General features: G+C 41.4%; 24 protein-coding genes. 8 read left to right on the forward strand and 16 right to left on the reverse strand.

Features of this window, described 5'->3' with window-relative positions; translation table 11 throughout:
• The first annotated feature begins 53 nt into the window (after positions 1–53).
• The gene (gene murI, locus G3567_RS01380; RefSeq protein WP_164003409.1) at positions 54–842 is read left to right on the forward strand and encodes a glutamate racemase; all 789 of its coding nucleotides are present in this window, start codon (positions 54–56) and stop codon (positions 840–842) included.
• Here murI and G3567_RS01385 read toward each other — a convergent pair.
• Positions 839–1834, reverse strand: a complete 996-nt coding sequence (locus G3567_RS01385) for a PorP/SprF family type IX secretion system membrane protein (RefSeq protein ID WP_164003766.1) — start codon at positions 1832–1834, stop codon at positions 839–841. The genes murI and G3567_RS01385 overlap by 4 nt on opposite strands.
• A 223-nt stretch (positions 1835–2057) precedes the next feature.
• Between G3567_RS01385 and G3567_RS01390 the strand changes: the two genes are divergently transcribed.
• Positions 2058–2969, forward strand: coding sequence for a NifU family protein (locus tag G3567_RS01390; protein WP_164003411.1), 912 nt, complete (start codon positions 2058–2060; stop codon positions 2967–2969).
• A 75-nt stretch (positions 2970–3044) separates the two neighbouring features.
• Here G3567_RS01390 and lpxB read toward each other — a convergent pair whose 3' ends face one another.
• The gene (gene lpxB, locus G3567_RS01395) at positions 3045–4199 is read right to left on the reverse strand and encodes a lipid-A-disaccharide synthase (protein ID WP_164003413.1); all 1155 of its coding nucleotides are present in this window, start codon (positions 4197–4199) and stop codon (positions 3045–3047) included.
• 134 nt (positions 4200–4333) lie between these two features.
• Between lpxB and G3567_RS01400 the strand changes: the two genes are divergently transcribed.
• The 5 genes from G3567_RS01400 to G3567_RS01420 all read left to right on the forward strand — a co-directional run bounded on the left by G3567_RS01400 (position 4334) and on the right by G3567_RS01420 (position 8406).
• Positions 4334–5200: a YicC/YloC family endoribonuclease gene (locus G3567_RS01400; protein ID WP_164003415.1), complete on the forward strand. Its 867-nt coding sequence runs from the start codon at positions 4334–4336 to the stop codon at positions 5198–5200.
• Positions 5201–5202: 2 nt separating this feature from the next.
• A complete protein-coding gene (gmk, locus tag G3567_RS01405; protein ID WP_164003417.1) occupies positions 5203–5781 on the forward strand; it encodes a guanylate kinase in 579 nt (192 codons plus the stop codon).
• Positions 5778–6359, forward strand: coding sequence for a nicotinate (nicotinamide) nucleotide adenylyltransferase (gene nadD / locus G3567_RS01410; protein WP_164003418.1), 582 nt, complete (start codon positions 5778–5780; stop codon positions 6357–6359). The genes gmk and nadD overlap by 4 nt, the downstream gene beginning before the upstream one ends.
• A gap of 127 nt (positions 6360–6486) precedes the next feature.
• On the forward strand, positions 6487–7494 hold the full coding sequence (locus tag G3567_RS01415) for an NAD(P)H-dependent glycerol-3-phosphate dehydrogenase (protein WP_164003419.1): 1008 nt from the start codon (positions 6487–6489) through the stop codon (positions 7492–7494).
• A gap of 12 nt (positions 7495–7506) precedes the next feature.
• Complete coding sequence (locus G3567_RS01420) at positions 7507–8406, forward strand: EamA family transporter (RefSeq protein WP_164003420.1); 900 nt, start codon at positions 7507–7509, stop codon at positions 8404–8406.
• A 9-nt stretch (positions 8407–8415) separates the two neighbouring features.
• Here the strand turns inward: G3567_RS01420 and G3567_RS01425 are convergent, their stop codons facing one another.
• From G3567_RS01425 to G3567_RS01435, 3 genes are all read right to left on the reverse strand, one after another.
• Positions 8416–8817, reverse strand: coding sequence for a hypothetical protein (locus G3567_RS01425; RefSeq protein ID WP_164003421.1), 402 nt, complete (start codon positions 8815–8817; stop codon positions 8416–8418).
• A 6-nt stretch (positions 8818–8823) separates the two neighbouring features.
• Positions 8824–9846: a phenylalanine--tRNA ligase subunit alpha gene (gene pheS, locus G3567_RS01430; RefSeq protein ID WP_164003422.1), complete on the reverse strand. Its 1023-nt coding sequence runs from the start codon at positions 9844–9846 to the stop codon at positions 8824–8826.
• Positions 9847–9927: 81 nt separating this feature from the next.
• Positions 9928–10281 (reverse strand): hypothetical protein, encoded by a 354-nt coding sequence (locus G3567_RS01435; protein ID WP_164003423.1) that lies wholly within the window; start codon positions 10279–10281, stop codon positions 9928–9930.
• A gap of 45 nt (positions 10282–10326) precedes the next feature.
• On the opposite strand from G3567_RS01435, the gene G3567_RS01440 reads away from it, so the two are divergent.
• Positions 10327–10848: a CvpA family protein gene (locus tag G3567_RS01440; RefSeq protein ID WP_164003424.1), complete on the forward strand. Its 522-nt coding sequence runs from the start codon at positions 10327–10329 to the stop codon at positions 10846–10848.
• Between the two features lie 50 nt (positions 10849–10898).
• Here G3567_RS01440 and G3567_RS01445 read toward each other — a convergent pair whose 3' ends face one another.
• The 11 genes from G3567_RS01445 to G3567_RS01495 all read right to left on the reverse strand — a co-directional run bounded on the left by G3567_RS01445 (position 10899) and on the right by G3567_RS01495 (position 22618).
• Positions 10899–11525: a carbonic anhydrase family protein gene (locus tag G3567_RS01445; RefSeq protein ID WP_164003426.1), complete on the reverse strand. Its 627-nt coding sequence runs from the start codon at positions 11523–11525 to the stop codon at positions 10899–10901.
• Between the two features lie 2 nt (positions 11526–11527).
• The gene (locus G3567_RS01450; RefSeq protein ID WP_164003428.1) at positions 11528–13102 is read right to left on the reverse strand and encodes a SulP family inorganic anion transporter; all 1575 of its coding nucleotides are present in this window, start codon (positions 13100–13102) and stop codon (positions 11528–11530) included.
• Positions 13103–13171: 69 nt separating this feature from the next.
• A complete protein-coding gene (locus tag G3567_RS01455) occupies positions 13172–13465 on the reverse strand; it encodes a hypothetical protein (RefSeq protein ID WP_164003429.1) in 294 nt (97 codons plus the stop codon).
• A gap of 49 nt (positions 13466–13514) precedes the next feature.
• The gene (locus G3567_RS01460; RefSeq protein WP_164003431.1) at positions 13515–14264 is read right to left on the reverse strand and encodes a tetratricopeptide repeat protein; all 750 of its coding nucleotides are present in this window, start codon (positions 14262–14264) and stop codon (positions 13515–13517) included.
• Between the two features lie 91 nt (positions 14265–14355).
• The gene (locus G3567_RS01465; RefSeq protein ID WP_205521156.1) at positions 14356–16113 is read right to left on the reverse strand and encodes a BatD family protein; all 1758 of its coding nucleotides are present in this window, start codon (positions 16111–16113) and stop codon (positions 14356–14358) included.
• Between the two features lies 1 nt (position 16114).
• Positions 16115–16987 (reverse strand): tetratricopeptide repeat protein, encoded by an 873-nt coding sequence (locus G3567_RS01470; protein ID WP_235923424.1) that lies wholly within the window; start codon positions 16985–16987, stop codon positions 16115–16117.
• Positions 16962–18008, reverse strand: a complete 1047-nt coding sequence (locus G3567_RS01475; RefSeq protein ID WP_164003435.1) for a VWA domain-containing protein — start codon at positions 18006–18008, stop codon at positions 16962–16964. Before G3567_RS01475 ends, G3567_RS01470 begins: the two co-directional genes overlap by 26 nt.
• On the reverse strand, positions 18009–19007 hold the full coding sequence (locus G3567_RS01480) for a vWA domain-containing protein (RefSeq protein WP_394351388.1): 999 nt from the start codon (positions 19005–19007) through the stop codon (positions 18009–18011). It lies immediately after the preceding gene.
• On the reverse strand, positions 19007–20587 hold the full coding sequence (locus G3567_RS01485) for a hypothetical protein (RefSeq protein WP_394351389.1): 1581 nt from the start codon (positions 20585–20587) through the stop codon (positions 19007–19009). The genes G3567_RS01480 and G3567_RS01485 overlap by 1 nt, the downstream gene beginning before the upstream one ends.
• Before the next feature lie 66 nt (positions 20588–20653).
• Positions 20654–21517 carry a DUF58 domain-containing protein gene (locus G3567_RS01490; RefSeq protein WP_164003768.1) on the reverse strand — a complete coding sequence of 288 codons (864 nt, stop codon included), beginning with the start codon at positions 21515–21517 and terminating at the stop codon, positions 20654–20656.
• A 96-nt stretch (positions 21518–21613) separates the two neighbouring features.
• On the reverse strand, positions 21614–22618 hold the full coding sequence (locus tag G3567_RS01495) for an AAA family ATPase (protein WP_164003441.1): 1005 nt from the start codon (positions 22616–22618) through the stop codon (positions 21614–21616).
• Positions 22619–22755: the final 137 nt, after the last annotated feature.

The raw sequence follows: 22755 nt of genomic DNA on the forward strand, positions 1-22755 counted from the left end.
GCTTCTTATTTCATACAAAAAGACCATCTTTGTGATGGTCTTTTTTTTGTAGTATGTCTCAGCAACCTATTGTCTTATTCGATTCCGGCGTTGGAGGAACTTCCATTTTGAAAGAAATTGTGGAGCGTTTACCTCATGAAGATTTCATCTATCTCGCCGATAGTAAAAATGCCCCTTACGGGGAGAGGACTCCTCAGGAAATCCTTGATTTAAGTATAAAAAATACAGACTTTGCTTTAGGCCTGGACGCCAAATTAATTGTCGTGGCCTGCAACACCGCAACGACCAATGCCATCTCCTACCTGAGAACACATTATAAGCTTCCGTTTATAGGTATAGAACCTGCCATTAAGCCCGCGGCATTACATTCAGAAGTGAAACGCATTGGCGTGCTTGCCACCAAAGGAACGCTGAGCAGCGCCTTGTTTAAACAAACCTCTGAGGTATTTGCACAGGGCGTGAATGTTGTAGAAGTGACGGGGAAAGGTATTGTGGAAGCTGTGGAAGGGGGCTGGACTTCAGACCAGCATTTTATGGAACACTTGAAAACACAGGTCCAGGCTTTTATTGAAGAAGATATAGATTACCTCGTTTTGGGCTGCACCCATTACCCTTACATCATTCCCCAACTGAAACAACTGCTCCCGGAACATGTGAAAATCATAGATTCCGGCAGGGCTGTCGCAAAACAAACGGAAGCCGTTTTGGAAGAAAATAAGCTTAGAAACTCATCCTTAAAACCGGGTAAAGTTGAACTCTACACCAATGCAGACAATGTTTTTCATCTGAAACACCTAATCAAAGCCATCCCAAACGCCAGGGTGCTAAGAAAAGTATTTTAATAATTCACCGCAGGGCAGATACACTCGTAGCGTTTTCGGGTTTCTCCGAAATCGTAACCCAGTGTAATTTGATGAAACCCGCTGGTGGAAATCACTTCAGAAAAGGCCTGGTGAGAATAGGTGTAAGCGACCATAAACCGGTTATAGTTGAAGCCCAGAAAAGGGCTTATATACTGTAACCTGTCTGATTGAGCTGCCGTCACCGAATCTTGAAAATCTATACCATCCAAAGCCCTTCGGTAAGAAATCCCCCCCCAAAGCTGTCCAACATTTAGCTGATAATAGGATTTGAAATTAAAATCCATACTGGACTGATTCACAGCTTCGCTATGTTGGAAAAAGAGAGAAGGCTCAAAAATCCAACGCGATTCCAGGGAGGCTATGGTGTAGCCTACAGAGGCTAAATACTGTCTTTGGTTACTGGGTTCAAACACTTCAGAAAACACCTGCCGCTGCTGGGGGAGCAGGTTTTTGAAGGTGACATGCGCAAAGAAATCCAGAAAAAAGTAAGAAATCCCAATATCGGCATTGAAAAAAGTTTCGGAACGCTGTAAGCCATCGATGGCCGGATCCGGGTTTCTAATCGTGTTGAGCCCGGTTTGATCCAGGCGATCCTGGATTACACCAGCGCTTAAACCAAAAGAAAGCTGATTGATATCTGCTGTGGATCTGGAAAACAAAAGGTGATACGCAAATGTCGCTTTTGCGCCTTGCTGAGTAAATCGTCCATTGGAATCGTTGTAGAGAATTCCTCCTAAACCCACTTTGTCATTGACTCTGCCATTTATACTTAGGGTTTGCAGACTTGGAGCATCTTTGACATCAAACCACTGCTGCCGGGCAGTAAGTCTAACTTTATTGAAGTTGGAAGCCCCGGCCATAGAGGGGTGAACCAGGTAGTAGTTATCGGTTAAGTAGTCTGAATAAATCGGTAAACTCAGGTTTTGAGAGTAAATATGGTTTGTAGTCAATAGCGCGTAAAGCATGACCATTGCCAAGACTATCTTTTGAAAATTAAAGCTGAAGGGAATCAAAAAAAGTGTGTAAAGGTTTAATACAAATTCAAAGATACATTTTATTGCGCATTCAAATCCATTTCGCTGGGAATCAAGAGAATTTTAAGAGATATAGAAGCTTGACCTACAATTACTAATAGAAACTCAAATCCGAGATTTCTAGACTTTTGTTTTGTAATTTTGCAAAAAAAAGCGGATCATGTCGAATTATACTGTAGAAATAAAATCAACCAATAAGCCTTCCATTCTGAAATTTGAATTCAACGAATTTCTGACCAAACAGAAAGGCTACGAATATCATAATATTGAAGAAGCTGCCAGCTCACCAATAGCTACACCCCTGTTCTATTTGCCTTTTGTAAAAACGGTTTATATCTCTCAAAACTTTATTGCCGTTGAAAAATTCAATATTGTAGCCTGGGAAGATGTGCAGGAGGAGGTGGCAGAACAACTTCTGAAACACCTCAATGAAGGAGGCAAAATCGTAAATGAAGACGAAGAAAAATCAAGCAAAAAGGTACCCGTCACCGTTTATGCTGAAAGCACTCCCAACCCTTCTGTGATGAAGTTTGTCGCCAATAAAAAGCTGGTCCTGGAGTCTGCAGAATTCAAAACGATCGATGATGCCGACCGGTCTCCTTTAGCTCAGAAGCTGTTTCATTTTCCTTTCGTCAAGGAAGTCTTTATGGATGAAAATTATATCTCCATCAACAAGTACGATATGGCCGAGTGGGATATGATTACCAATGAACTCCGCAGTTTCATTAAAGATTATATCGAAGAAGGGGGTAGCATTTTAAAGACAGGAAGCGTTTCAAAAGCTAAAACGGATGAAGCTGCCTCTCCAAAAATTGATACCTCCAATCTGGATGACATCTCCAAAGAAATTGTTCAGATTCTGGAAGAGTACGTAAAACCTGCGGTTGCCAGCGACGGCGGAAATATCGTTTTCAAATCCTATAACACAGAGTCCAAAGATGTGGAAGTGATTCTGCAGGGCGCCTGCAGCGGTTGTCCGTCCTCCACCATCACCTTAAAAAACGGTATCGAAACCATGCTTAAGGAAATGCTTCAGGGCAAAATCAATAATGTGGTCGCCTATAACGGCTAAATTTATCCTCTCCCAGATTTATTCCATAAATCTGACCTCTCCAAAGGAGAGGTGAAGGGGAAACTCCTTAATAGTTTACTGGGTATTGTGTTGATGAAACGTATTCACTATCAATTCGGCGGTGCGCTGACTTGCTCCCACACCCCCTAGTTTGGTTTTTAAATCTTTATACTCCATCAAAAGTTGATCTCTTTTATCCGAATCCAGAATTTTATCCAGCTCCTGTTTTAGCTGTTTGGAATTAAATTCATTTTGAATCAATTCCTTCACCACTTCACGATTCATAATCAGGTTCACCAGGGAGATATAATCCAGCTTCACAATCTGTTTGGCAATCAGATAAGAAATTACATTGCCTTTATAACAAACCACTTCCGGCACTTCAAACAGGGCCGTTTCCAAAGTAGCCGTTCCCGAGGTTACCAGTGCCGCATGAGATTTGCTTAGCAGATTATAGGTGTCATTCTGGATTAATTTCACCTGTGAGCCCGCCTCTCCGTCAATTACAGGCGAGTTTGATATAATTGACTCATAAAATCCTTCGTCCTGGCTTGGTGCTCCTGCAATCACAAATTGATAGGCCGGATAATCGCGAACCACTGAAAGCATGACCGATAGCATGACCGCTATTTCCTGTTTTCGGCTTCCAGGCAACAAAGCGATGATGGGTTTGTCGTTTAGCGCATGCTTCTTCCTGAAATCTTCAAAACAAATTTCCTGACGCTTTTCGATCTGATCCAGCAAGGGATGTCCTACAAAGTGGACCTTGAAATCGTGTTTGTCTTCGTAAAATTCTTTCTCAAAAGGCAAGATCACATACATGTGATCCACATCGCGTTTGATCGCCTGTATCCGATTTTCTTTCCAGGCCCAGATTTGCGGGGAGACATAATAATGCGTCGCCATACCCTGTTGCTTGGCCCATTTGGCTATCCGCATATTAAATCCGGGGTAATCTACAAAAATGAGGGCATCGGGCTGAAACTGAGCAATATCCGCTTTACAGGCCTTGATGTTTTTCAAAATGGTCCGGAGGTTAGTAATCACTTCCCAAAACCCCATAAAGGCGAGTTCGCGGTAATGTTTTACCAGGGTTCCCCCCGCTTTTTCCATCAAATCACCTCCCCAAAACCGAAAATCAGCCAAGCTGTCTTTTTCCTGCAAAGCCAGCATCAGGTTGGAGGCGTGAAGATCTCCGGAAGCTTCTCCAGCAATGATATAATATTTCATCGATTTAATTTACCACTATCAATACACGAAATTACGATAAATAAAGCAGTGGACCTCAAGCTAAGCGACAACTTCATTCTTGAATTCCTGTGGGATTTGCTACATTTGTCAAATCTTTTTAAGACAACGCATTTATGATTCAATCCATGACCGGTTACGGCAAAAGCCAGCTAGAAGTTGGCGGCAAAAGCTTTACCGTAGAGATAAAATCTCTCAACAGTAAAAACTTAGACGCCAATGTGAGAATTCCTTCAGAGTTTAGAGAGCTGGAACTTCCCATCAGAAACAAACTATCGCAAAGCCTGAGCCGAGGGAAAGTAGATTTTTCACTTCAGGTTGAAAAGCATGAAGAAGAAAGCTCTGCCAAAATCAATACGAAGGTGGTTGAAAGTTACTTAAAGCAACTTCAGCAGTTCCCCTCTTCCCTGGTTGGAGACGACAACCGCTTACTTCAGATTGCCATGTCTATGCCCAATGCCCTGAGTTCAGAAAAAAATGAACTGGAAAAGGAAGATTCAGAAACGGTGTACCGGGTTTTGGATTTGGCTTTGGAGCAAATCAACACCTTCAGAACAGATGAGGGACAGGTCTTAAAAGCAGATTTTGAACTCCGCATTCAAAACCTTACCGACTTACTTTCAGAAGTAAAATCCATAGATCCTGAGCGGATAGAGCATGTCAAAACAAGACTGAGAAAAGGCATCGAGGATTTGAAAGAGAACATAGACGAAAACCGATTTGAGCAGGAACTGATTTATTACATCGAAAAATACGACATCACCGAAGAGAAAACGAGACTGGATAACCACCTGTCTTATTTTATAAAAGCACTGAACTCCCCGGATTCCAACGGCAAAAAACTCAATTTTATTTGTCAGGAAATCGGCAGGGAAATCAATACCATAGGAAGCAAGTCCAACTTCGCCGCTATGCAAAAAGTAGTGGTGCAGATGAAGGATGAACTTGAGAAAATTAAAGAACAACTGCTTAACGTACTCTAAGTATGAACGATCAAAAACAGGGAAAACTCATCGTGTTTTCTGCGCCTTCAGGATCAGGAAAAACAACGATAGTAAGACATCTTTTAGCGCAGGAAGACCTCAACCTGGAGTTTTCTATTTCAGCGACTTCCAGAGCGCCAAGAGAAAATGAAGTGGATGGTGAAGATTATTATTTTATGGATTTGAAGGAATTCAAGTCACACATCAAAAATGAAGATTTCCTGGAATGGGAAGAGGTATACCGAGACAATTTTTACGGCACCTTGAAATCTGAAGTCGAGCGCATCTGGGCCATGGGGAAACACGTGGTTTTTGACATTGATGTGGTGGGCGGCCTGGACATCAAGAGAATTTACCCGGAGCGCACCCTTGCCGTATTCGTGGAACCCCCAAGCATTGAAGAACTTAAAATAAGGCTCAAAAAACGCAAAACCGAATCTGAAGATCGCATTGCCATGCGCGTTGCCAAGGCTTCCATCGAAATGGCAACCGCTCCGCAATTCGATCATATCATTGTGAACGAAGATCTGGACACTGCGCTTGAAGAAGCCTACCAACTGGTCAAAGCCTTTATCAAATGAAAAAAGTAGGGCTTTATTTCGGGACTTTCAATCCGTTTCACATCGGGCATTTGGTCATTGCCAATCATTTGGCAGAACATACCGAATTGGACGAAATCTGGCTAGTCATCACGCCGCAAAGTCCTTTCAAAAAGAAAAAAAATCTTTTGGAAAATCATCACAGATTTGAGATGGTATACCGAGCTACAGAATTTTACGAAAAGCTCAAACCCAGCGATGTCGAATTCAAATTACCACAGCCCAATTATACCTCCAAAACCTTAGCAGAGCTCAAAGACACCTATCCTGATATCGATTTTGCACTGATCCTAGGGGAAGATAATTTGGTGAATTTTCACAAGTGGAAAAACTTCGAACGCATCCTGGAACATCACGACTTGTATGTGTGTCCCAGACAGACCAATATTGAAATTCCAGAACAGTTTCAAAACAATCCCAAAATTCATACAACTGATACCCCGGTCATGGAGATTTCATCGACGCTGATCAGGAAAATGATCAAATCCGGAAAAAATGTCCAGCCCCTGCTCCAGCACAGAGTCTGGGAATATATTGACGAAATGAATTTTTACCGATAAGCCAAGCCGGAGATTCTGCTTAAATCTTTGTTAATCTGAGCTAAAAACCACTCATATTTATCAAGTTTTGAAGTGAACATCCATATCAAAAAGACGACAGAAACGAATTCTTAAAAGCTAAAAACACATGACAAATCCTAATCCAAATTTTGGAGTTATCGGCAGCGGAAGCTGGGCGACAGCCATTGTAAAAATGCTTTGCGAGAATGTCCCGGAAGTGAATTGGTACATCAGAAAACAGGACGTCATAGACTATATTGAAAAAGAACACCACAATCCCAATTACCTCAGTGCCGTTGAATTTGATCCCGGTCAAATCAAATTATCCAGCAATATCAACAAGGTCATCCAGGAATCTGATATTCTTATCTTCGTGGTGCCTTCCGCTTTCCTAAAGAAAGAACTCGATAAAATCACGGTCGATTTTACAGACAAAATCATCTTCAGTGCTATCAAAGGAATCGTGCCCGAATCTCAGCTTTTGGTAGGAGAACATTTCAACAAGGAATACAACATCCCTTTCGATAACATAGGCGTCATTACAGGCCCCTGTCATGCAGAAGAAGTAGCCCTGGAACGTTTGTCCTATCTCACGATCGCCTGTGCCAATGAAGGTCATGCCAATACGCTTGCTCAATACCTGAGTAGCGAGTACATCAAATGCAATGTCTCTGAAGACATCATCGGGACCGAATATGCTGCTGTGCTTAAAAATATTTATGCCATTGCCGCGGGAATTGCTCATGGCCTGGGTTATGGCGATAACTTCCAAAGCGTCCTGATGAGCAATGCCATACGGGAAATGAAGCGTTTTATCAAAACATGCTATGCGATGAAACGCAACATTAACGACTCAGCCTATTTAGGAGATTTACTGGTAACAGGCTATTCTGTCTTTAGTCGAAATCGCTATTTTGGAAATATGATCGGGAAAGGCTACACGGTTAAAAGTGCGCAAATGGAAATGAGCATGGTAGCAGAAGGCTATTATGCCACAAATTCTGCCTACGAGATCAGTAAGTCTTTTGGAAATAAAAAGGCAAAAACGCCTATTATCAATGCGGTTTATAAAGTCTTATACGAAGGAAAAAATCCTAAAAAAGTCTTCGAGAAATTAGCGGATAAGCTTAACTAATTAATTTTTTAGATGAATTCAATTTTGAAAGGTGGCATTTTAGTCGCCCTGGGCGCTTCTTGCTATGGTTTACTTACCACTTTTGTGAAACTGGCCTATGAAGAGCATTATACGGTGTATGAAGTTACTTTTTCTCAAATCCTCATTGGTTTTGTAGCCCTGGTCATTTTAAATTTGTTTCTAAAAAAGAGAAAACCACCCATCACAGATCCAAAATTGAGGCGAAAAACGATCTTCTACCTCATCCTCGCCGGAACTTCTTTGGGCTTTACCAGCATCTTTTATTATCTGGCCATTCAATACATCACGGTTTCTGTAGGTATTGTTTTACTCATGCAAAGCGTATGGATAGGTGTAGTTCTGGACAGCGTCATCAACAAAATAAAACCCACTAAAATCAAAATCATTTCGGTCATTCTGATTCTGGCAGGAACCGTGCTCGCCGCCGATTTATTGATCCAGGAGCAGCAGGTAGAACTCGCTGGTATAGGCTATGGGATTTTGGCAGCTTTGTCTTACACCATCACGATTATGACCTCCAATAGCGTTGGGACGCAATACCATCCCATTACCAGAAGCAAGTGGATGATGCTTGGCGGACTTATCGTCGTTTCTGTGATTACTCTACCTGAACTTATCGGCTCTATGGATTTTAGAATTTTCGTGTTTTGGGGCCCCGTTTTAGCCCTATTCGGAACTATTCTGCCGCCTTTATTTTTTACGGCGGGCATGCCCAAAATAAACGTCGGACTTGGCGCTATCATCTCTTCCATAGAACTTCCGGTAGCGGTTTTGATGGGGTATTTTGTCCTTGATGAAGATCAAAACCTCTACAAGTGGTTAGGAATATTGCTGATTCTGTCCTCGATCGTCCTGATGAACCTAAGGAAAGTTAAGAAAGAGCCCTTGTGAGTTATAAGCTTATTGCGCTATGATGCCTTTTGAAGACAGCAAAGGCAAAGCTCCAACGGCTTTGGGTTTCAAGCTGTGTTTTGGAAACTCGAAGTCTTTGTGCATCAGTTTTCCGTTGAGAAAGTAAGTCACCTGGAAGATATTATCCACTTCCAGCACATCCTCGTGTAAAAACTCCAGTTTGGCAAAGGATTTTGCCGGTAAGACTTCCAGTTTCTTTCGTAAGACCGAAGTTGTTTTTGTTTGGCTTTCGCCCTTAGACACCACCAAAACCGTTTCCAGGGCTTTAGAATTAGCATTGACGAGATAAATAGTCCATTCGTCTACTTTGAAGGCGACATTGTGCTCAAAAGCAGCAACCACGTAAACATGTTCAACTTCAGGAATCTGTGTATCGATGTCCTTTTTCATAGGCGCTTATAAAGACGATTTGAACTGTTCTAAAAAGCGAACGTCATTTTCGTAAAACATGCGAATGTCTCCAATTTGATACAACAGCATCGCGATACGCTCTATCCCCATTCCAAAAGCAAAACCGCTGTATTCTTTGGGATCGATATTACAGTTGATTAACACATTGGGATCTACCATACCACAGCCCATAATTTCCAGCCAGCCTGTACCTTTGGTGATTCTGTAATCTGTTTCGGTCTCTAAGCCCCAATAGATATCCACCTCGGCACTCGGCTCTGTAAAGGGAAAATAAGAGGGTCTTAGTCTGATTTTTGACTTCCCGAACAACTCTTTGGTGAAGTAAATCAGGGTTTGTTTCAGGTCTTTGAAGGACACGTTTTTATCGATATACAAACCTTCCACCTGATGAAAAATACAGTGGGATCTTGCCGAGATATCTTCATTTCGGAAGACTCTGCCGGGTGAAATCGTTCGGATGGGAGGTGTGTTGTTTTCCATATAACGCACCTGAACACTAGAGGTATGCGTTCTCAACAAGATGTCTTTGGGATCGGTTTGGATAAAAAAAGTATCCTGCATATCTCTTGCCGGATGGTATTCCGGTAAATTCAAAGCCGTAAAGTTATGCCAGTCATCTTCGATTTCCGGGCCTTCCGATACATTAAAACCAATGTTGGAAAAGATTTCTGTAATTCTGTTCTTCACTAAAGAAATAGGATGCCTGGCTCCTATTTGCATAGGTTCCCCGGGTCTGGTAAGATCACCATAAATACCCTCATCTTCTGTTTTGGAAGCGATTTCCAGCTTGAGTCGATCTACTTTTTCCTGAGCAGAAATCTTTAGCTGATTGATGGTTTTACCAAATTCCTTTTTCTGTTCATTGGGTACATTTTTGAATTCGGCAAAAAACTGATTCAGAATTCCTTTTTTTCCTAAATACTGTATTCTAAACTGCTCAACCTCTTCAGCTTTATCGGCTGTAAAACGTTCAACCTCATCTATATATCCCTTTATCTTATCTATCATGGCATTTGGTAAAATGAATTGGCAAATTTAGAAAAAATAGACTGTTTCCTGCTTAGAAAATCCATTATTTAATATAACTGCTTACTCGATGTACTCCCGCTTTAAAAAGTAACTCACCAGAGCTTCTTTCATCAGGACGGTTTGCTCACCGGCTTTGAGGGCGGGAAGCTTGGAGGTGTTTGTAAAATGCGGCCAGCCTTCTTCATCTATAAAGTCAAATTCATAAAATCCGTAAGGCTCCAAAAGGGTGCAAATCGCGATATGCATCAAATTGATTTTTTCGTCTTTTTTAAATTTAGCCTGTGGCTTCCCGAGTTCCTGAACGCCCACCATATAAATGATGGCATCCAGGTCCATTTGTTCACCATCCGCAAATTGGTCGGACAACTTCTTTTGTAGGCTTTCCCAGCGTGTTTTTAATAACTCGTCTCTCATACGACAAAGGTACTCGCTTTAATCGAAATGATTATATTTGACCATATGAATGTAATAGATATTATTCTCGGTGTTTTACTCCTGCTTGGGTTTATAAGAGGGTTTCAAAAGGGATTCATCATTGAACTGGCGGGAATTGTCGCTTTACTCGCAGGTATTTTTGGCGGCTTAGAATATGGCTATATCGCTGAAGCTTATCTGGGAAACTGGACCAGCTGGTCGCCCTCAGGTATTGAAATCACGAGTTTTTTTATCGTATTTATAGGCATTATCATCCTGGTTTCAATCCTGGCAAAAATCCTTACGACCATTGTCCACAGCATTGCCCTGGGATTGATCAACAGGATTTTTGGCGCTGTATTTGGCGTCATCAAAACAGCGCTTTTCATTTTTATCTTACTGCTTGTTTTCGATTATATCAACGGGGACGGGAGATTGGTTTCAGAAGCAAAACTGGACGAATCTGTGGTAGTCACTACCATACGTGAATTGAGTTCCACTTTGCTCCCCTCTTTAGAAGAGCTACTGGATGAAAGTGATCTGCTGAACGGAAACGAAGACGTCTAAAAAACCCTCAAAACACGGTTGAGGAGTAAACCACCCCTATTAAATCGGTTTTAAGTCAGCAATACAACTTCCCCTGTATGCAGGGAATACACGCCTCCCACTATTTTAATTTCTCCATATTCTTCCATTCTTCTTAAGATTGGGCTTTTTTCTCTAATCCTGTCCATAGTTAATTCAACATTTTTTTCAACCACTTTATGCACAAAATCTTTGTTGGAAGAATCTCTTTTACCGGGCGTCTGTACCGCTTGCACCGCTGGTTTGATATTGCCTAATAAATGCGTGATATTACCCAGTTCCACGCCGTCACAGGCTGCACTTACCGCTCCACAGCTTTCGTGACCAAGCACAAAAACGAGCTTACTACCGGCCACTTTACAGGCATATTCCATGCTTCCAAGTATATCTGTATTTTCAAAATTACCAGCAACTCTGGCTACAAAAATATCCCCTATACCCTGATCGAGAACTGTTTCTACCGGCACCCTGCTATCTACACAGGATAAAACAATGGCTTTGGGGTACTGTCCTCCAGTTGCACTCACCTTCATCGCATTATAATCTCTGGAATGAAAATCATCAGACGTAAATCGTTTGTTTCCTTCAATCAGGCCTTTAAGAACCTCGGCTGGGGTTAAGGCTTCCTGTTCTTGTTTAGTTATGATCTTCTTAAACATAATTAATCGTTTTTTGAATTGATATTAAAAAATTTATCAAAGGTGTCGGGGTTTTCAAAGGCTCCAAGTTCAGAAATGATGGTGATATTGATATTTCTATTTTTTGATTTGATAGAAAAGTCATCCAGAATTTCCAAAACATCGTAATCCAAATATTTAGTTTTTCGGATATCTATCACAAGGTTCGTGTTTTCGGAAATATCATTGAAGGTTTTTAAAATGGCTCCTTTATTAAAGAAGGTAACTTCTTCAGCCAGGGTCATATGAATAATATCGTTTTTATCTTCTCCTTCCGTTCTTTTGATGTGTAAGAAGTGTGAATTTCGAAAAGAGTTGTACAGAACTGTAAGCAAACCCGAAGCAAGTCCAAGTCCAATACCGATAAGTAAGTCACCAAACACAATTCCAACGACCGTGATTATAAACGGGACAAACTGAGCTTTACCTAACCTGTATGATTTTATGAAAAGGGAAGGCTTTGCCAGTTTGTATCCAACGATCAACAGAACCCCTGCCAGAACAGCCAAAGGAATAAGATTGAGTAAATCCGGGATAAAAACCACTGCAAGCAGTAACCATAAGCCATGTAATATGGCTGACATTTTTGTTCGTCCGCCCGATTGAATATTTGCAGAACTTCTCACAATCACCTGAGTTACCGGCAAACCTCCGATGAAACCTGAAACCACATTCCCGGTTCCCTGAGCAAGTAACTCTCGGTTGGTGGGTGTCACCCTTTTCCTTGGGTCGAGCTTATCTGTCGCTTCCACACTCAATAAAGTTTCTAAACTGGCTACTATCGCTATGGTCATTCCCACCACCCATACCTGACTAGAGGCAAGGATTGAAAAATCCGGAAAGGTGAACTGACCAATAAAATCAGAAAAATTGTCCGGTACCGGTACGTTTACCAAATTTGAATCTGATATTCCCAGCAAACTTGTATCATCGACAAACAGCTTATACAGCACCCCTACAACAACTGCAACTAAAGGTCCTGGAATAATTTTGAAAATGGCATGCTTTTTCTGAAGAACATTAGACCAAAGCACCATGATAGCAATACTGAGAATGGTAATGCTTAAGGTCCCCAGGGAAAGCTGGTCCCAACCCAGAATTATATTATCGATCAAGACCCGTAAATTATAATCAAAAAACCGATAATCATCATGCAATCCAAAGGCCACCGAAAACTGTTTGAGAAAAATAATGATCCCTATACCGGCCAGCATTCCTTTAATGACGGAACTAGGAAAATAATAGCCTATAACTCCGGCTTTGAGAAGCCCCAAAAGGATCTGAAAAACGCCACCGATGACAACTGCTACGAGAAAGTATTCGTATTTACCAAGGCTTGCAATAGCCCCAAGAACGATAACGGCGAGTCCGGCCGCCGGACCACTAACACCTACTGAAGAACCGCTAAGCGAACCCACCACAACTCCTCCTACGATTCCCGCAATAAGTCCTGAAAAAAGAGGTGCGCCACTGGCTAAAGCAATACCTAAACACAAAGGTAAAGCCACAAAAAAGACAACCACACTAGCTGGAATGTCTTTGTTTAAATGTTTAAACATGAAAATAAGTTAACTGTGCTTTTTTACAAAAGCACATTGATTTGTGAATAAATTGAAAATGTATACCTGTTAAGATTCAATTTTAAAATCGGGAGGGGGAGATACTATTTTTGGAGATACACTTTTGTAATTGGAGACATAGCGTACAAAAGATTCGGAATAATACGAGTCTAAAGAATGGATTGTTTTACCCGATTCATCGAAGAGGTATTCGCCAAAGGAGACGTTATTTTTTTCTGAATTTTCCTCTTCATTAAGACTTATAAAAAATGAAATATCTCCGTTCCCCTGAAAAGTAAGCAGGGTAGGAGTTACCAAAAGATTGATAAACGAAAAAATAAGTATAAATAATTTTAATCTCATATATTAAACAAATATATGGATTAATAATAAAGCAGGCTTCGGATTCCCCTTATAATTCCTTAAAAGCTGTCGTTTTTACCCAGCCCTTAGAACCATCGGAAAGTTCAATTTCTGTATAGTCTCTAAAGCTTGAGCCCAGCTTTACTTTTGTACCTGCGTTGAGTTCGAAATTCACATCACTCCTTGGATTTGGTTCTCCATACACAGGCAATTGATTTTCAAAAATAATCGCATAAGAGCGCTCGTTCTGAAGTTGACTCTGAAAGCGTCCTAAGAGTAAACTTCCAAGGGCAAAGGCTAAAAATATGAGCGCTAAAGAAAAGTTTTTACGTTTGCCTTTTGCGTTTGCTGATCTAAAGTAGAAGACCATCCAAACGCCGAATAAGATTGAAAAAACAAGGCTGACCCAGGCCCAGGTATTTAATTTCAGTGTGTGTGTTACAGTGTACATGAAAGCACTGAACTGCGACTCAGGCCCCTCTGCTACCTTGTCTACGGTTTGTGTTCTGGCAATCTCAAGATTTTCTTTTATTTCCGGATCGGCAGGGTCATACTGCAGGGCTTTTTCATAATGGTAAATCGCATTGGCCAGCTTATTCTGTTTGAAATAAGCGTTCCCCAGATTGAAATAAACTTCAGAGGACACCAAACCTTCTTTCAGAATACTGTTATAAAGCTGAATTGCTTCTTCAAATTGATCATCTGCATATGCAGAATTAGCCTTTTCAAAAGTTTCTTCAGCCTGAGAAAACCCAAGCGAAGTGAATAAAAAAACCAGTAAATACGTATAGAATTTCATGTGTTCATTTTTTTAGGTCACACCCGACTGAATAAGACAGAAGGGGGATCCAAGCTTTGACGATTAAAATAAGCATACGGGTTGTTGCATATTAAACTTCTTTATCAATTTCAGAAATAACCCTGGCCGCTTCCTTATAATCCTTCTGCATATCTTCTGTTACTGTTGGTGTATACCTGGCCAGCTCACAGCTTTCCAAAATCTTGAGGAAATTCTCAGTTGTTCCCTGTGAAACTCCTTTTTGGGTTAGTAAAGCCTGTATTTTATCTTTCTGCATGTCCAGGGTCTGTATTTTCAACCTGGCTTTCATATAATTATGCAAAGCCCTTTCTAAAGACTCATAAAAGGTTTTGGAATCCCCTATATTTCTTTTGGCTTCAGATAAATAGCGCTTAGCTAACTTGCTGGCTCTTTTTTGCTGCAACTGATTTTCATCGGTACCTCTGTTTTTTACTTTCCCGAAAATCAACATCAGGGGAATACTCAAAAAGGGAATAAAAAACAAAGTCCAGTAGAGAGGAGACTGAAAAAACTGGGTCTGATTTTTTGCTCTCAGGTTGGCAGATAACTTAATGTAATTAAAATTATTTTTGGAGGAAATGAGGTTTCGGGGCGTATCTGTATCGGTTCCTGAAATGACACTGGTTTCTTCCTGGCGCTGCGGATTGGGTGTTACGCTTATTTTTATAGGTTCAGACTGAAGCGTTTCGTAAACCTTGGTCCTGGGATTGAAATACGAAAAGGTGGTGGGTTGTATAACATACTCCCCTTTAAATTCAGGGATCACCGTATATTTTTCGGTGATACTACCACGCATCCCCAGGCTGGAAGTCCTCACATTTTCACTGCGTTCAGGCTCATAGACTTCAAAGGATGAGGGCGTCTGAATTTTTGGCAGATTAAAAAGTTTCAAATTCCCTTTCCCACTGACTTCTGAACTTAATTCAAAGGAGGTTTGAGCTACAACTGTCTGTTCGCTGGCTTTGAGTTGAAAGTCGAATTCACCGACTGCTCCAGAAAACCCTTCGGGTTTCCCTTCCTCTGGTAAAGGGTTTACATCGATGGTTTTGGTGCTGGCAGAAAAGTTTTTTTCCACCACATCGTACATACGTCTGCCAAAGAAATCCCTCCTGTCGGTAGGCACTTCCACAGAAACGGCAAGAGATAACGGCTCTATTTTGAGTTCCCCTGTTTTTTGCGGGTATAATACGGTTTTACGAAGCTCGACATAGCGGTAAGGCTGCCCGGCGAACTCGCCTTCTTTCAGCTCGAGTTGATCGATATCGATGTTTTGACTCCAGAATCCTTCAAACTTTGGATTGTCCAGAGGTCTCCAGTTCCTGATGTTTACGGTAGAACTGAAAAACAGCTTATAGACCACATAAATCCCTTCGTTGAGGTAGGGGTTGGAATCGCTGACTTCGGCGATGAGATGTATGCCGTCTTCAGCCTCTGCCACAGCCCTGGACTGATTAGGCGTATCCACAGCGGCCGTCACTTCTATCTGGATAGGCGAAGTTTTATACACCTGCCCATCTACTGTAATCTCGGCCTGGCCAATGGTGAATGTTCCCCGTTTTACAGGTTGAAAAAAATAGGTATAGGTTTTTTGAAAGGTACTCTTCCCATTTACCCAGGATTGAGAAATGGACTGGTTGGGACCCCCTATTTTCGTAAATCCGTTAAAACTCGGTGGAATAAAATTATCACCGTTGGCATCTACCTTAAACTCGACCTTTAGGCGCTCGTTGATGCCGAGCTTGGATCTGCTGGCTTCTGCTGTAAAACTGACCTGTGCAATAGAAGACCAGCCGAGTACCAAAAGCAATAGAAATACAACTTGTTTCATTTTACCAGTCTTTTCCTGTTTGAGATTTTTGTCCCTTTGCTTTTTGAGCATTGAGCTTTTCCTGAATGTCTTTTTCCTGATTCTCAATAGCTTCCAGCAAGCGCTGAATCTGCTGAGGAGAAATCTGTCCTTTTGTATTTTGAGGCTGCTGTGGCTGCTTTTTATCTTTATCGCCTTCCCCTTCTTTTTCTTTTTCCTGCTTATCCTTATTGCCCTTATCGTCTTTTTGATCCTGTTCATTTTCGTCCTGATCTCCTTTTTCTTTATCCTGCTCCTTGTCCTGATCGCCTTCTTTCTTGTCTTCGTCTTCGCCTTTATCTTTTTTGTCCTTATCCTTGTTTTCGTCTTCTTTTTTATCCTGATTTTTATCCTTGTTGTCGTCTCCGTCCTTGCTGTCGTCGTTTTTTTCGTCTTTCAGCTTGGACTTCGCATAAGCGAGATTATAGCGGGTTTCTTCGTCGGTAGGATCGTTTCTTAAGGCGTTTTTATAAGCCTCTACAGCCATTTGATATTGTTTTTCCTCCATCAAAACATTGCCTAAATTGTGGTAGCTTTTATGCTTTAAGGATTTATCCTCTGTACTTTCTATAGATTCGACGAGACGAAGTCTGGCCGACTCCAGTTCGTTATTTTTGATGTAGAGGTTACCAAAGTTATAGCTAATGTCTGAGTTGTCTTGATCTATGGCTTTGGCTTTCCTGATTTTGGCTTCAGACAGAGGAAAACTAAGGTCTTCAGATTGCGATTCTGCCAGAAGGGCTTTTGCCTTTTTGGGAGCATTGGTAAAATTTTGAGCCTGAGTCATAAAGGCCGTATTTACACTTAGCATCAGCGTTAAAAAAAATAGCTTAAGTCTCATCGTTCTTGCGTTCATTAAATAAATTTAATTGTCTTACCCAGGATGTTTTCCGCTCGAGTAAGAGGATATCAAACAGTACCAAAAATATACCAAACCCCAAAAACCACTGATATTTACTCTTAAAATCTGCAAATTGTTTCGCTTCAAACTCCGTTTTTTCAATTTTTTGCAATTCTTTTAAGATTTCGTCAACAGCCTCAGACGTACTTGAGCCATCCACATAGGTTCCATTTCCAGTTTCTGCAATCTTCCTCAGGGTTTCAGCATCTTTTTTGGTAATGACAGTTTCTCCGGCATCGTTTTTAAGATACGATAGAATTCTTCCGTTCTGTTTTATGGGAATAGGTCCGCCGCGTTCGGTTCCCACGCCAACGGTATATATTCTTATGCCTTCTTCTGCAGCCTGTTCTGCCATGCTTATAGCATTATCGCTGTGGTCTTCTCCTTCAGAAAGAATAATCAAAACCTTATTGGTCTGGTCGTCGTCGTTGTAATACGACGTGGCCAGATCAATGGCCTGAGAAATCGCCGTCCCCTGGCTTGAGACCATTTCAGTATTCATGCTTTGCAAGAAGGTCTTGGTCGTGGAGTAATCGGTTGTAATCGGCACCTGCGGAAAGGCACTTCCGGCGTAACCCACCAGACCCACCCGGTCTGCAGCAAGATTGTTGATGATTTCTGTAATGATACGCTTGGACTTTTCCAGTCTGTTGGGGGCAATATCTTCTGCAAGCATGCTTTTGGAAACATCCAGAGCGAAAACAATGTCCACGCCTTCCCGTTTAACCGTTTCCAGTTTGGTTCCCAGTTTGGGATTGACCAGTGCTATCACAAAAAAGGCAAAAGCTAAACTTAAAACAAAGAACTTTAAATTGGATTTAAACCTGGATTGGTCTGGAGCCAGTTTTTTGAACAGCCTGTTCTCAGCAAATTTCCTTTGCGTCTTCTTTTTCCAGTACGCGTAAGTTAGAAACAAAAGCAGTAACACCGGCAACACCAGAAAACCCCAAAAATATATCTGTTCTTCTAAAATCATTTATACAAAGCTTCTAAAAAGTGTGTGTTTCAGTAAAAATTCCAAAAACAATAAGGCCCCTGCCAGGATGAGAAAAATTCTATATTTCTCATCATAATTATAAAATTTGAATTCCTCGATTTCCGTTTTTTCCAGGGCATCAATTTCCTCATAAATGGATTGAAATTTTTCATTGTTAGTCGCCCTAAAATACTCTCCTCCTGTCTTTTCTGCTATGGTTTTCAATAAGGCTTCGTCAATTTTAACTTCTATACTTCTGTATTCAAATTGCCCGTTGGGCTTAATTCCCACTGGAGATAAAGCCGTACCGTTACTCCCTACACCAATAGTATAGGCCTTAATACCATATTCTGTGGCCAGCTGAGTCGCGGTAATGGGATCTATAAAACCGGCATTATTCTCACCATCGGTCAGTAAGATGATGACTTTGCTTTCGGCCTTGCTGTCTTTCAGTTTGTTTACTGAAGTAGCCAGACCCATGCCTATGGCTGTCCCTCCTTCTATGGTTTGCGAATATTCCAAATCGTTAATCGCATTCAAGACAATAGATTTATCGCTGGTCAGCGGTGTTTTGGTATAACTTTCTCCAGCATAAACCACCAGGCCTATTCTGTCATTGGGTCTTCCGTTTACAAAATTACTCGCCACATTTTTAAGCGCTTCCAGGCGGTTAGGCTCCAGGTCCCTGGCCAGCATACTGGCAGAAACATCTACAGCCATGATGATATCGATACCTTCTGTCTTTTTCACTTTGGTCGTAACATCTACTGTTCTGGGCCTGGCCATGGCAATAATGAGAAGGATAAGGGACAGCATTTTCAAGACAAACAGCAGGGGACGCAGTCGGGCCAGTGTGCTTTTAGTAAATCCCTGTGTACTGGATATTTTTAAGGTGGCATTTTGTTTATGCCGTTTCTTCCAATACCAAAATACTGCCAGTGGTAAGGCCAGTAACAGCCAGAACCAGGCCGGATTTTCAAAGGTGAAGTTTTCAAAAATCATTCTTGCATCGTTTTAAATTCCACGGCATTTACTATTCTATTTGCAATTTTCTCTCCATATTCATCATCTTGATCATGGAAAATAATGATCTGTTGCAGCCCCCCTTTTCCAAAATTCAGAATCTGGTATTCTTTCTTAATGTCCTCCTTTGTAATCGGATTTTCTATAGAGAAACTTCCAAACACCTTTTTGCCGGGAACCCCCCCGAGGGTTTCGAAATCTTCAGATTTGGTGATGATGTTATAAGCGCCGCGTTCTTCCAAATTCTTATAAATCCTGTCTACAACTGCATTCAAATCTATCTCCTGAGTCTCCTTAAACCGAACCTGATTTAAGGTAACGTATAAATTCTGATAGAGGCTTCCAAAACTATAGGTCTCTTTATCGGTTACATTTTCCGACATGCTTTCAGGAAGTTCAATCTCTCCTCTTACCAGAACTTCCGGTGTTGTTAAACTTATCGGCGGCACACCGTAATCACTTGTAATCCAGTCCCCTTCCAGCAATTCTTTGGAGGCATTACCCACAAGGCTATCTCTTAGGTACTCATAGCCTTTGGTGGCTACAACTGCCGTAGCCGTTACAACAATCAGTATCACACCAAGCAGGATTCCAACCACCCATTTTTGTTTTTTCCTCTTTTTGGCTAAAGCCTTCTGGAAAGCTTCGTCTTTCTGTTTCTCGATTTCGGTGATTTGCGGAATAGCGCTTTGAACGTTTTTCAGGAACTTTTCAATTTGTTTCCTGTCCGACTTTAAGGTAAGTAAATCTGGTCTTCTGTTGGCAAACTTGGCGAGATCTGCCCGTTTTAGGATCTTTTCATAGTCAGAAATCATCTCTTCTTTCAGCGAAAGTTCCTTTTTCTCTTTTCTGAACTTCAATTCAGAAACAAGTTCGCTGGTTGTGTATTCTAAAGCTCTTATCTCGAGTTTTTCCTCAAGATATCGTCTGGTGATATAGGTCAGTTCTGTGATGTAAGCTTTAAAGTCCCTGTTTTCCAAAGCTGAAGATTTATCCAGGGTTTTTAAAGACAACATGGCCTGTTCAAAAGGAGGAATTCTCCGTTTGGCTTCGTCTCGTTTTTTCTTCAGTTTGAACATGAAATAGGCTAATCCTGCTAAAAGGGCAATGATTGCCAGAGTCCACCAAAACCAGGACGGAACTGTAAAAGGTTTATCGGCTTCCAAAGAAGGTTTGATGGGGTATAACTTTTGGTTTAGCGTATCCAGGACTACATCTTTTACGCTTACCTTGAGAGTATCGGTATAAAAGGCCTTATCGTTTATTTTGACCAGTTGTGGCGGAACCGCATAAGAGCCAGAGTCGAAGGCAGTGAGTTTATAAAGTTTGGTAAGCTGAAAGGTTTTGGCTTGTGGATTTAAGGTGTCAATTTTATAGGCTTCCACCATCTCCAGAGGAACAAAGGTCTGGTCTTTTGGGAATACGACCACATCTTCGCTACTCACCTCATCCACCCTGATTTCATATGCAATCTGTTCACCAATCTGTATACTATCTCGATCGGCACTAAAACTTACTTCCTGAGCATGGCCGACACCACAGACCAAAAACACCATCAAAAACAGAGCTAGTTTTGAAATTAAGTTATGGCTAAATGTCAATTGTTTTCTCTTCATAAATATTTATCTGGATTTGAAATAGCCCAGTAGTTTAACAACGTAATTCTCATCGACACGGGTACTCAGAAATCCTGATCCACTCAGCTTAAAAGCCCTTTGAAAATAATCGACTCTGTCTCTGTAATGTTTGGTATAGACTTTTCTCGTGGATCCGCTGGAGGTGTTCACCCACATGGCCTTTCCCGTTTCCGCATCTTTCATTTGCACCATGCCCAGATTGGGCAGTTCTTCCTCGCGTTCATCGTAAATCCGGATTCCTGTCACGTCGTGCTTTTTTCCAAGAATCTTCAGCGTATGCTCATAATCGTCTGCCAGGAAATCTGACATCACAAATACAATGGCCTTTTTCTTCATCATATCAATGAGATTTCTAAAGGCTTTGTCCAGGTTTGTGGTTCTGTGTGAAGGCTCAAACTCTATCAATTCTCTTATGATTCTCAGCACATGCGTTCTGCCTTTTTTAGGCGGAATGTAAAGTTCTATCTGATCTGAAAACAGCATCAGTCCGATCTTGTCATTGTTCTGAGTAGCCGAAAAGGCAAGTGTAGCCGCTATTTCTGTGATGATATCTTTTTTGAAGGTTTCACGAGTTCCAAAGGCTGTAGATTCTGAAATATCCACAAGCAGCATCATCGTAAGTTCCCGCTCTTCTTCAAAGACTTTAACGAAGGGTTCATTATACCTGGCTGTCACATTCCAGTCTATAGACCTCACATCGTCACCAAACTGATACGCCCGTACTTCGCTAAAGGTCATCCCCCGGCCTTTGAACGTAGAATGGTATTCTCCACCAAACACGTGATCGCTCAATCGCCGCGTTTTGATTTCGATTTTTCTTACTTTTTTTAAAAGTGATTTGGTATCCATAGCGTGTAAAAACGTGTCATTCGATTTAGAAGTAAATCGCAAAAGCAATCTTTAGAAAAACTTATAAGCCTGTTCTGAACAGATTCAGAAGAAATGTTAAGGAACCTCTATTTCGTTTATGATTTTGCTGATCAGGTCTTCAGATTTGATATTTTCTGCTTCAGCTTCATAGGTAATACCGACCCTGTGTCTCAGTACATCATAAACTACAGCGCGAACATCTTCCGGAATCACGTAACCTCTGCGCTTGATAAACGCATAACATTTGGCAGCGATAGCCAGATTGATACTTCCCCTTGGAGAAGCGCCAAAACTGATAAGAGGCTTGAGTTCTGCAAGTTTATATTTTTCAGGATAACGGGTTGCAAATATAATATCCAGGATGTACTTCTCGATTTTCTCGTCCATATACACCTCTCTTACGGCTTCCTGTGCCCGTAGGATTTGTTCTGTCGTCACTACCGGATTTACTGTTCCAAAACTACTGTTCAGGTTGGCTCTCATCACCAGCTGTTCATCCAGCAGATTGGGGTAATCGATGACCGTTTTCAGCATGAATCTGTCGACCTGCGCTTCCGGTAAGGGATAAGTTCCTTCCTGTTCTACGGGGTTTTGGGTGGCCATCACCAAAAATGGTCTGTCGAGAATAAAGGTTTCATCCCCGATGGTCACCTGCTTTTCCTGCATGGCCTCCAGCAAGGCTGACTGCACTTTGGCCGGGGCACGGTTGATCTCGTCGGTCAGCACAAAATTTGCGAAAATCGGTCCTTTTTTTATGCTGAAGTTGTTCTCCTTCATGTTATAAATCATGGTTCCCACGACATCGGCAGGTAGTAAATCTGGTGTAAACTGAATTCTGCTGAAGCTGCCCTGTACAGCTTTGGCTAAGGTGTTTATAGCCAGTGTCTTTGCCAAACCCGGAACACCTTCCAGCAGAATATGACCCTGACCTAAAAGTCCTATCAATAATCGTTCAACCATGTGCTTTTGCCCAACGATGACTTTATTCATTTCGTTGGTGAGTACATCTACAAAGGCACTTTCTCGTTCTATCTTTTCGTTGATGGAGGCAATGTCTACATTAGCTTGATCCTGTTCCATGTTCATTTTCTTATAGTGTTATAATCTATTCTTATAAATCGATGCAAAATGAAAATTTAATCCATTTCTTGTTGTTAATGCTTGGTTAAAAATCAGGTATTTACAATAAGCTTATGATTAGGTTCAGATAAAATTTG

This window comes from Psychroflexus aurantiacus (assembly GCF_010820555.1).
Lineage (GTDB): Bacteria > Bacteroidota > Bacteroidia > Flavobacteriales > Flavobacteriaceae > Psychroflexus > Psychroflexus aurantiacus.